12 protein-coding genes are annotated in these 8,877 nt (G+C 41.5%); 2 read left to right on the forward strand and 10 right to left on the reverse strand.

Annotation, left to right across the window (positions count from 1 at the left end; translation table 11 throughout):
• Positions 1-3 precede the first annotated feature (3 nt).
• From EDD66_RS14215 to EDD66_RS14235, 5 genes are all read right to left on the reverse strand, one after another.
• Positions 4-417: a serine integrase family protein gene (locus EDD66_RS14215; RefSeq protein ID WP_067424350.1), complete on the reverse strand. Its 414-nt coding sequence runs from the start codon at positions 415-417 to the stop codon at positions 4-6.
• Complete coding sequence (locus EDD66_RS14220) at positions 418-1,983, reverse strand: recombinase family protein (protein ID WP_123610253.1); 1,566 nt, start codon at positions 1,981-1,983, stop codon at positions 418-420.
• Between the two features lie 61 nt (positions 1,984-2,044).
• Positions 2,045-2,281: an SHOCT domain-containing protein gene (locus EDD66_RS14225; protein WP_083204125.1), complete on the reverse strand. Its 237-nt coding sequence runs from the start codon at positions 2,279-2,281 to the stop codon at positions 2,045-2,047.
• A gap of 195 nt (positions 2,282-2,476) precedes the next feature.
• Positions 2,477-3,178 (reverse strand): N-acetylmuramoyl-L-alanine amidase, encoded by a 702-nt coding sequence (locus EDD66_RS14230; RefSeq protein ID WP_015926183.1) that lies wholly within the window; start codon positions 3,176-3,178, stop codon positions 2,477-2,479.
• A complete protein-coding gene (locus EDD66_RS14235) occupies positions 3,175-3,591 on the reverse strand; it encodes a phage holin family protein (protein ID WP_015926184.1) in 417 nt (138 codons plus the stop codon). The genes EDD66_RS14230 and EDD66_RS14235 overlap by 4 nt, the downstream gene beginning before the upstream one ends.
• A gap of 125 nt (positions 3,592-3,716) precedes the next feature.
• Between EDD66_RS14235 and EDD66_RS14240 the strand changes: the two genes are divergently transcribed.
• Both EDD66_RS14240 and EDD66_RS14245 read left to right on the forward strand, forming a co-directional pair.
• Positions 3,717-4,868 (forward strand): IS91 family transposase, encoded by a 1,152-nt coding sequence (locus EDD66_RS14240; RefSeq protein WP_123610263.1) that lies wholly within the window; start codon positions 3,717-3,719, stop codon positions 4,866-4,868.
• A gap of 56 nt (positions 4,869-4,924) precedes the next feature.
• Positions 4,925-5,104 (forward strand): hypothetical protein, encoded by a 180-nt coding sequence (locus EDD66_RS14245; RefSeq protein ID WP_123610264.1) that lies wholly within the window; start codon positions 4,925-4,927, stop codon positions 5,102-5,104.
• Between the two features lie 414 nt (positions 5,105-5,518).
• On the opposite strand, the gene EDD66_RS14250 is transcribed toward EDD66_RS14245, so the two are convergent.
• From EDD66_RS14250 to EDD66_RS14270, 5 genes are read right to left on the reverse strand one after another with little or no spacing between them, the layout of a single operon-like run.
• Positions 5,519-5,857: a helix-turn-helix transcriptional regulator gene (locus EDD66_RS14250; protein WP_123610254.1), complete on the reverse strand. Its 339-nt coding sequence runs from the start codon at positions 5,855-5,857 to the stop codon at positions 5,519-5,521.
• A gap of 44 nt (positions 5,858-5,901) precedes the next feature.
• Positions 5,902-6,636, reverse strand: a complete 735-nt coding sequence (locus tag EDD66_RS14255; RefSeq protein ID WP_123610255.1) for a class I SAM-dependent methyltransferase — start codon at positions 6,634-6,636, stop codon at positions 5,902-5,904.
• A gap of 29 nt (positions 6,637-6,665) precedes the next feature.
• Complete coding sequence (locus tag EDD66_RS14260; protein ID WP_123610256.1) at positions 6,666-7,310, reverse strand: ABC-2 transporter permease; 645 nt, start codon at positions 7,308-7,310, stop codon at positions 6,666-6,668.
• A complete protein-coding gene (locus tag EDD66_RS14265) occupies positions 7,300-8,049 on the reverse strand; it encodes an ABC transporter ATP-binding protein (protein ID WP_123610257.1) in 750 nt (249 codons plus the stop codon). Before EDD66_RS14265 ends, EDD66_RS14260 begins: the two co-directional genes overlap by 11 nt.
• A gap of 1 nt (position 8,050) precedes the next feature.
• The gene (locus EDD66_RS14270) at positions 8,051-8,512 is read right to left on the reverse strand and encodes a helix-turn-helix domain-containing protein (protein WP_123610265.1); all 462 of its coding nucleotides are present in this window, start codon (positions 8,510-8,512) and stop codon (positions 8,051-8,053) included.
• Positions 8,513-8,877: the final 365 nt, after the last annotated feature.

The following is an 8,877-nucleotide window of genomic DNA, read 5'->3' on the forward strand; positions in this document are numbered from 1 at the left end:
TTGTTACACCTCGCTTTCTATCAAATTGTAGGCATATTCCGCCTGCTTGTATGGATCTTCATATTTTTGCACCAGAGGTTTTGCTTTGAACTTTACAGGGTAATCCCTTTCCGGTTCATCTTTAGGCTCCCATATCCTTCCGAGCTTTTCTGCTCGTTTTCGTTTTTCCACCCCAGCCTTTTTAAATGTCTCCTCATCAATAATTGGAGGGTAGAATTCATCGCCAAGGTATTGCTTGTTCTGCAACATCTTTCCTGCAGTGGCATGATAGCAGTCTATCCCAGCTTTTTTAGCAGCACCCTTCAAAGAAAGTCCTGCCAAGTATCCTGAAAATAATTCTTTTACTTGTTCTGCTGCTATATCATCTACAACAGCCTTTCCATCTTCAATTCTATATCCATAGGGTGTGTGACCCATCTAATTCACCAACCTTTCCCTCAATGTGATTCCACATTTTAATTCAAAACCGACTTCCTCCCGTGAAAAGACAATAATCCTCTCTACGTAATCTTCAAACAACTCATCCTCATAAGCTGTGAGCATTTTGGACTTAGTGGCAAACTTAAGCAGACGGTCAACCTCATCTACCTTTGCAATATTGCCATTGACGGAACGAGTAAGTTGATCCTTTTCGGCAAGAAACCTTTCTCTTTCTGCCTCCAGTGCATTCTTTTCTTTATTAAACAGAGCAGGTTCCAGATACCCTTTGGCCATTAAACCCGTCAGCATCTGGCTCTGCTCCATGTTGTTTACAATTTTAGTTTCCAACTCTTCAATTCTACGAAAACTCGCTGCATTGTTCTGGTTACGTAACCCCTGCAAAAGTGGTCTTAATATGAACTTCTGACCAAATATGAGTTTATTCATCATCGTAACAAATGCAGTCTTTATATCTTCATCTCGAATGAACTGCATAGAACATTCCGTTATATTGCTTATATGCTTACTGCAGCACCAAGCAATGTATTTTCTTGGACCGGATGAATGAATCCGTCTTTTAAAGGTACTGCCACATTCCGAGCAGATAATTTTGCCAGAGAAAGAATATCGGTTTAGATATTTACTGTTGCGCTTTTCGATGCCTTTTTCCTTTGCCCTTTGATTGAGAATGGCATCTACAGCTTCAAAATCTTCATGGCTGATAATTGCTTCATGGTGGTTTTCTACTAGATACATATTTTCCTCACCATAATTGGTGTGCCTGTTAAAATGGCTGTCAGTATAAGTCTTTTGCAAAATAACATCGCCGGTATATTTTTCATTGGTTAGAATTCCTCGAATGGTAGTAGCTGCCCAACGACCACCTCTTTTTGAAGGGATACCCTTTTGATTAAGATCATTTGCAACTTTCTGTGTGCCTTTGCCCGATAATACCTCTGCAAAAATATACTTCACAACTTCAGCCTGCTTGAGGTTTACTATCATCTGACCGTCAATATTTTGATACCCATATGGTGGGTAGGAAATTTTAAAGGTTCCGTTTTGAAATCGTCTTTGAATTGCCCATTTAGTATTTTCAGAAATGGAAATTGACTCACTTTCTGCAAGCCCACTTAAAATGGAGAGCATCAATTCACTTTCCATTGAACCCGTATTGATGTTTTCCTTCTCAAAATAGATATGAACCCCAAGGTCTATCAGTTTTCGAACCATCTCCAAGCAGTCTGTAGTATTTCTCGCAAATCGACTGATGGACTTTGTAATGATTAAGTCAATTCTCCCAGTTTCACAGTCTGATAACATTCTAAGTAGGTCAGAGCGGTTTTCCTTTTTCGTGCCGCTGATTCCCTCGTCATAATATAAGCCTGCATATTCCCATTCTGGATTCGCCTTTATGTAGGTCTCATAATGGGCATTTTGTGCTTGCAAGCTGACTAGCTGTTCATTACTATCTGTTGAAACACGGCAGTAGGCAACTACTCGTGTTTTTTGCTTAATAAAAGAATTGGCCATATTCCCTTCTATTTTCGTTATCCTTTTCATCCTCTCACCTCCTTCTTGGCAGGTCACATGTTACCTCTGAAACCCTTATATATCAACGACTTCATGGCATTATCTCTGCTAAAAAAGGAGAGAAAGTTTGGCGGTTGAGTGCGTCTATCTTGTTGAATTCTGCCTCCGTTATTAAACCTTTTTGAAGCATCTTTTTAAGTAATTTCTCTGCCTGAATATAATCAAACTCACGCTGTAGCTGCTCCTGTGACATTTTCTTTAATTCGATGCTTTTGTCTATAACCTCATCCGAGATCTTCATTACTTTTTTATCCTCATGCTGATTCACGTAGAATCACCTCCTACCTAATAGCCGCGGGAACAGGTCGAAGTTGAGGATTTGTAAAAATTAAATTAAATCAGAGCATAAAAAAAGAGCCTGCAAGGGAAGAACCCCCACAGGCTAGATAAATTAATAGTTTAATACTTTATTTTAGAGACTTTGTGAAAATCAAGCAACACCGTTTTTAACTTGCCCTTTTGATTAATCATACTTAATAAATGCATCCGTAAAGCCTGCTTTTTTAGCTTTGGCAAGCTGTGCCTCAGCATTTGCTTTAACAGAATAAGCACCGATCTGCACACGGTAATATTTCTTATTCACCGTGTCTGCTGGTTTATTTTCGGCACTTAATAGTTTCTTTACATCCGCTCGAAAGGTGTCCATACTCTTCCCATGCTTAGGAAACCAGTGCATCACGTCTGCATGATTACTGGCAATGCCTCGTTTATAACCTTCGCTATGACAAATGATATCTCTTTCACTAAACCCATAAAGTTTGCAAAGATATACACATAGCTCCACAGCCTCCTTATAAACAGCAGAAAAATACGAGGCATCGGTCAAACCGTCCTCGCAAATTTCAAAACCAATATGGGAATTATTAGCAGCTCCTCCAGCATGCCAACCTCGGTGATTCCAAGGCAATGTTTGATAGGTAGCAATGGAACCATCTGCTAATTTGCCAATAAAGGCATGAACACAAACTTGACGCCCTCCAGGTTTGTCTTGATTCCAATGGTTGTTATACTGGTTCTTTCCTAGCAAGCCATCGTCTGGGCCAACGTAGCGCTTCAACCACGGGTTGTTAGCTCCCGTTGAGTGAATCATGATACCCTTCGGTGTTATTGTTTTGCCCGCTTTATAGCAGGCATTGTTCGTAAGTAATAGTTTGCGTAGATTCATTTATAGTCCTCCTTGTCGCTTCTGTTGTGAAGCTGCTCTAATATATCCTTGAGTTTCTGTGGCACAGGCAGACCAACATGAACAGCATTTTCAAGTATGGATATGCCTTCATTTGAAAGATAAAAAAAGATGACCGCTGTTCGTATAACAGAGCCATCTCCAATAACGTTTTTATCAATAATGTGACCGATTGCTACCAGTGAAAAGATGAGTACTTTCTTGAATATGCCGCGAAAGCCTACCTCACTGGATAGCTTTTTATCAAGCACAGCACACATTAAACCTGTGATGTAATCAATCACAACAAAAGTAAGTAAAGCATATAAAAATCCGTCCCATCCTCCGAGGAAATACCCAAGCCAACCACCAATAGCGGCAAATGTCACTTGAATCCAGTTCCAAATCTCTCTCATTGTCTTAACCTCCTATCATTTTGATTGCATAAAAAAGTGTCTTCGACACTTCAACTCCCCTACCCCTCAATCTTGAGGGGATTTAGGGGGTTTTCTTTTTGCTACAAATCCTTCATAATAATCTTATGAGCAACATACTTCAGGATATATTTAAAGATAACTATGAAAGAATGATTTATACTTTACACCCTCGCAAGTCGGTCATTGAAAATGTTAATCGTATGATTAACTGCGGTGACCCTTCTTTTGGTGGGGCAATGTATGGTTGCGGCAAATGTGGTACCCTTAAATTTGTTCCTTTCCGTTGTCACAGTCGCTTCTGTCCTACCTGTGGAACTAAGTATTCCATTGACCGCACTACCTCTATGTCTTTTAAGATAATCAATGCTCAGCACCGTCACTGTGTTTTTACTATTGATTCTGAACTTAGACATTACTTTCTTGAAGATAGAAAACTTCTTAATCTTCTTTTTGAAGCTGTTCAAAGTGTTGTCTTTCGCTTATTTCACAAAGACAATAAAGCCGAAAAATTCACACCTGGATTCATTCTTGTTCTCCACACTTTTGGTAGAGACCTGAAATGGAATCCTCATATTCATTGTCTTCTCTCCGAAGGTGGCATTGGCAACTCTGGTATTTGGCGTCCCAAAACCCACTTTAATTACACATTCCTTCGCAACGCCTTTCGCACAGCCCTCCTTAACTTAATGGAGAAAAAGCTTGGGCCATCTTTTATACTGGTCAAGGCTAAATGCTACCGCGAACATAAAGAAGGATTCTATGTCTATGCAAAACCTAATAAGTGTAATCCTAAAGTTGTTACTAAATACATAGGCCGTTATCTTGGTCGTCCTGTTATTGCCACTTCTCGTATCGACGATTACGACGGTGAAAATGTAACTTTTCACTACAATCGTCATGAGGATGACAAACTTGTCGTTGAAACCATTCCTGTTATGGAATTCATTGAACGACTAAGCATGCACATTCCTGAAAAACACTTCAAACAAATCCGCTACTATGGTCTTTATGCAAGAACACGTGAGAGTGATAAAAAGCTATCTCTTGCCATATCAAAAGAAAAACATAAGGTTATTCTTTCATTCAATCGCTGGCGCAATTGCACTTTATCCTCTTTTGGTTATGATCCTCTCAAATGTCCATGCTGTGGCGAGACAATGATTTTTCTTGAGCTTTATCATAAACATCAGCATATTTCTCTGGACAAAATGTATGAAAGGGCAATGGGAGGACTCCCAACTTTCTCTTCTGCATGAAATATATACATACCACCTCCGTCTGTGATAAAATATATAAAACGGAGGAAAACACTATGTCAAAATGTTCAGATGAAATCAGAAACAAGTATATACAGAATCCACCCGAAGGCATGACCGCTGATGACATCCGCCACATGAGTGAGGATGATTTGCTTGATATGGATTACTTCTTAAATGAAGACGATGAGTTTGACGAAGACTTCCCGGGAGCTGAAGGTTTCTATATCTTCTAAAACCTATCGTTTACTTGTTGTGCCCGCCTCCATGCGGGCCCTTTTCATATCAAGAGTTCTCCGAAGGAGAACTTTCCTATAAAGTAAAGCGAAAAAGCGCGGAACCTAACCTTCGTGGTTAAGCTCCGCGCTCTATGTAATATTCGGTTGTGACAATCTGTTTTTTTCCGGATTCGAACACTACGCACGGCAATCGACTCTATGGAGCCGCCGTAGAAAAGGCCATAGCAGCAGTGTGACTTCCTGCTTAAAAGAACTGCCAGTTCTTTTATATATGCAAAAAAGCCCGTTATGACGAACGGACTTTTTTTGATGGATTACCAGATATTATGACAGCCGCTATTCGACCTTTTTCACACGGTGCGGCTTTTTTTCTGCTTCGATTGAAGCCTTATGTAGAATACCATAAGATCATCACCTCATGTCTGATTTATTATCCAGCAGCGACTGAACCGTTGACATAACGATGTTGAGGTCTTTGGAATCACATTGCCTCAGCAAATGCTGAAGCTGATCCAATTCCCCAAACTTCTTCTGCCGCTCCGGATAAAAAATCATATCCGAGGGAATCTGTAATTCTCGTATCAACGAAAATAGCAAGTCATAGCTTGGCTGCTGTTCTTCGTTTTCTATAGCTGTCAAGTGCCGTTGGCTGATGTGTAGTTTTTCAGCCAATTGCTTGCGTGTTAGCTGGTTTCTTAGGCGAGCGGATTTTATCACACCGCCCAAGTGATTATTGTATTTATTTTGCACAGTGCGTTCACCTCCGTTTCACCAATTTGAACCTATGGAACACTTCAAATTTTCTTTGCAGATACCAACAACATCATTGGGCGGCGCAGCTCGTCCCGCATTCCTGGCACAGTGTCCAATAAATCCTTAGATGGCTTAGGTTCTACAATGCCAGTAATGGCAAAGCCTGTTTTCAGCAATGTATTCAGATACGTTGTCAGTGTCTGGTGATACTTTATAACTTGTTCGCCTAAGAATACGGCATTGCGCGCACCCTCGGTAAAATAGTTATCCACAGGCCAATGATTGCGGTTGCCGCGCTCATCATAACTCCAATCCTGTGTTCCGTATGCCGTAAAAATTGGATGCTCTACCGAAAAGATGAAATCTCCGTCTGCTGTCAGGCATTTACATATCCGTTCGCAGATACTCCCAAAGTCCGGTGTGTAATGGAACGCAAGTGAACTGATAACCACATCAAAGCTATCCGGCGCAAAATCCATATCCTCCATCGCAAGACGATGGTATTCCACATTTGCATATGAGTTTTTTTCTCTTGCCACAGCCAGCATATTTTCAGAAATATCTGTTCCAAGCACTGTTGCCGCACCGTTTTCAGCGGCATAAATGCAATGCCAGCCAAAGCCGCATCCGATATCAAGCACCCGTTTATCCATAAAATCTGGTAGCAGCTTTTTTAACTCATGCCACTCCCCAGCGGCAGACAAGCCCTCCACAGAGCGAGGAAAGCGGCTATACTGATCAAAAAATTGTTCGTTGTCGTATTTATTTTCTTTCATAAAGACACTCCTGCTAATTAACGATAGACTCATAAATCAACTTGCTCAAACCGTTTTGCCGACACTCGATAGGCAAGCAATATACCTATTACATAAATAGCGATGCCAATGATTAAGATGGGTAATTGCCGCACCATTTCCTCAGCCGAAACGCCATCCAGCCAGTAGAACACTGGGAAGTGTACAAGCACCTCCATCGCAACTACGCCAAGGGTGGCAGGTATGACCGCCAGCAAAAACGCCTTGCCGACCTTATGAGCCGTGCCAAAAAACTGCGTAAGGAAAATCACATTGAAAACCGCGTATATCATCAGACCAAAACCGTAATAGGCAACATTTGCCTCAATACCTGCCGGATTGCCGTTTGGCAAGACTGAAACGCGTAAGATTGCAAATGGCAAGGAAATAGCTAACTGTGCCAGCTGTGCCAGAACCATCAACAGACATTTGGCTTTCACCGTATCCCGCTTTTTTACCGGCAGCAGTGCTGTATAGTAAATATCATTGGTCTCTCGCCCATACATAAAGGTAATATACGGCGCGAGGCAGCCAAACAAAAATACCATGCCGTATGGGTATGCCGGGACAATCACCAACGCCCCAAGAAGCGTAAACACAAACAAGTTGGGATGCGCTGCCAAGCGCAGTTCCTTATATAAAAGATTAGATATCATAACTGCTCCTTTCCGAACGAATCATAATCTCTTCCAAAGATAGGGCGGTGTCCTCGCTACTTTCCCTCAAATGCTGGAACGACTCTATAAACTTAGATTTTTCCGCGCTTTTCAGCAATTTGCCGTCTTTGATATAGGTAATGTCGTCAGCGCACTTTTCAAGGTCAGAGGTGATATGCGTGGAAAATAGAATGCTTCGTTCTCCGTCCTTTACAAGCTGACGAAATAGTTCCAGCAAATCATCGCGGGATACAGGATCAAGGCCACTTGTCGGCTCATCTAAAATGAGCAGTTTCGCATTATGGGATAGCGCTAAAGCCAGCATAAATTTCACTTTCATACCGGAGGACAACTCTTTGACTCGCTTTTCCGGGTCAAGGGAAAACGCCGTCAGGTACTTTTGATAAGCATTGTCATCCCAATCACGGTAAAAGCGCTTTGTCACCGCCGTGATAGATGACAGCTTCTTGTGCTTATAGAAGTCAATTTCACCCAAAACCATACCGATGCTTTGCTTGCATTTTTCTTCATTTTCAAAAAAGTTATGCCCGAACATCTCAATATTCCCGCTACTGGGACGAACTAGATTCAGCATGGATTTGAGTGTTGTGGTTTTTCCCGCGCCGTTCTTGCCGATGAGTCCCATAATCCTACCTTTCGGAAGCGAAAACGAGATATTCCGCAATGTAAAGCCGGGGTATTGCTTGGTAAGTCCGCGCACAGACAATATATCCAACATCTTATTCTCCTCCCACTTTGAACAAGCCATCTGCAGCTCCGCCGGTCATACGAATAAATATCTCGTCGCGTACCAGAGCGATGCCGGGGGATAGCGGGTTAGAATCTCCGAGTACCACAAGTGTGTCTCCGGGCTGCATATTCAATGTGTCCCGCGCCTTTTTTGGCAATACAATTTGCCCTCTTTCGCCAATGGTTACCGTGCCGAAGATATGTTTGTTTTTCGGGGCGATGGGATAACCATGCTGTTCAGCATTGTATCTGACCAAATCATTTAGAGAAACGTCAAACAAATCAGCCAATGCTTCACAGTTGGTGATATCAGGTAGGGAATCACCGTTTTCCCATTTCGCCACTGCCTGACGAGTAACGCCGATGATTTCAGCGACCTCTTCCTGTGACAAACGCCGCATTGCCCGTAAGTGACGAAGGTTTTCGGGGATATTTCTTTTTGAATTATTCATATTTATCACACCTTTCATACTCATTATATCCCAACTCACAAAGGGAATCAACCAACTTACGCAGACATTTTTTGTTATGTTTAGTTGCGTTTTTCGCTCCGTTGGGATGTCAATGAAGAAACGATATCGTAAAGTGAAAAAGTAAATTCCTGTTTTTTAACCCCCAAAATACCCAATCTGGAATTTACTCTTGCACATAGTATTTGGTATGATGTTCCTAAAATGATTTTTTAAATTCTTTTTTTTATGTTTTAGTTGCGTTTAGTCCTGCACAAAAATATAGTATTAGTGTGATCTCTGCCCTTCTTTTAAGGAGGTATTCACATGATAGATCAGACTCTCCCAAATAAACATATGACACTGAA

This window comes from Mobilisporobacter senegalensis, from assembly GCF_003752155.1.
Classification (GTDB): Bacteria; Bacillota; Clostridia; order Lachnospirales; family Lachnospiraceae; genus Mobilisporobacter; species Mobilisporobacter senegalensis.

What these genes read in the sequence shown, in the direction of transcription:
- EDD66_RS14240 (WP_123610263.1), top strand. Translation starts at nt 3,717, where the DNA reads ATGAGCAACATACTTCAGGATATATTTAAAGATAACTATGAAAGAATG.
- EDD66_RS14220 (WP_123610253.1), bottom strand. Translation starts at nt 1,983, where the DNA reads ATGAAAAGGATAACGAAAATAGAAGGGAATATGGCCAATTCTTTTATT.
- EDD66_RS14230 (WP_015926183.1), bottom strand. Translation starts at nt 3,178, where the DNA reads ATGAATCTACGCAAACTATTACTTACGAACAATGCCTGCTATAAAGCG.
- EDD66_RS14255 (WP_123610255.1), bottom strand. Translation starts at nt 6,636, where the DNA reads ATGAAAGAAAATAAATACGACAACGAACAATTTTTTGATCAGTATAGC.
- EDD66_RS14245 (WP_123610264.1), top strand. Translation starts at nt 4,925, where the DNA reads ATGTCAAAATGTTCAGATGAAATCAGAAACAAGTATATACAGAATCCA.
- EDD66_RS14270 (WP_123610265.1), bottom strand. Translation starts at nt 8,512, where the DNA reads ATGAATAATTCAAAAAGAAATATCCCCGAAAACCTTCGTCACTTACGG.
- EDD66_RS14265 (WP_123610257.1), bottom strand. Translation starts at nt 8,049, where the DNA reads ATGTTGGATATATTGTCTGTGCGCGGACTTACCAAGCAATACCCCGGC.
- EDD66_RS14260 (WP_123610256.1), bottom strand. Translation starts at nt 7,310, where the DNA reads ATGATATCTAATCTTTTATATAAGGAACTGCGCTTGGCAGCGCATCCC.
- EDD66_RS14235 (WP_015926184.1), bottom strand. Translation starts at nt 3,591, where the DNA reads ATGAGAGAGATTTGGAACTGGATTCAAGTGACATTTGCCGCTATTGGT.
- EDD66_RS14215 (WP_067424350.1), bottom strand. Translation starts at nt 417, where the DNA reads ATGGGTCACACACCCTATGGATATAGAATTGAAGATGGAAAGGCTGTT.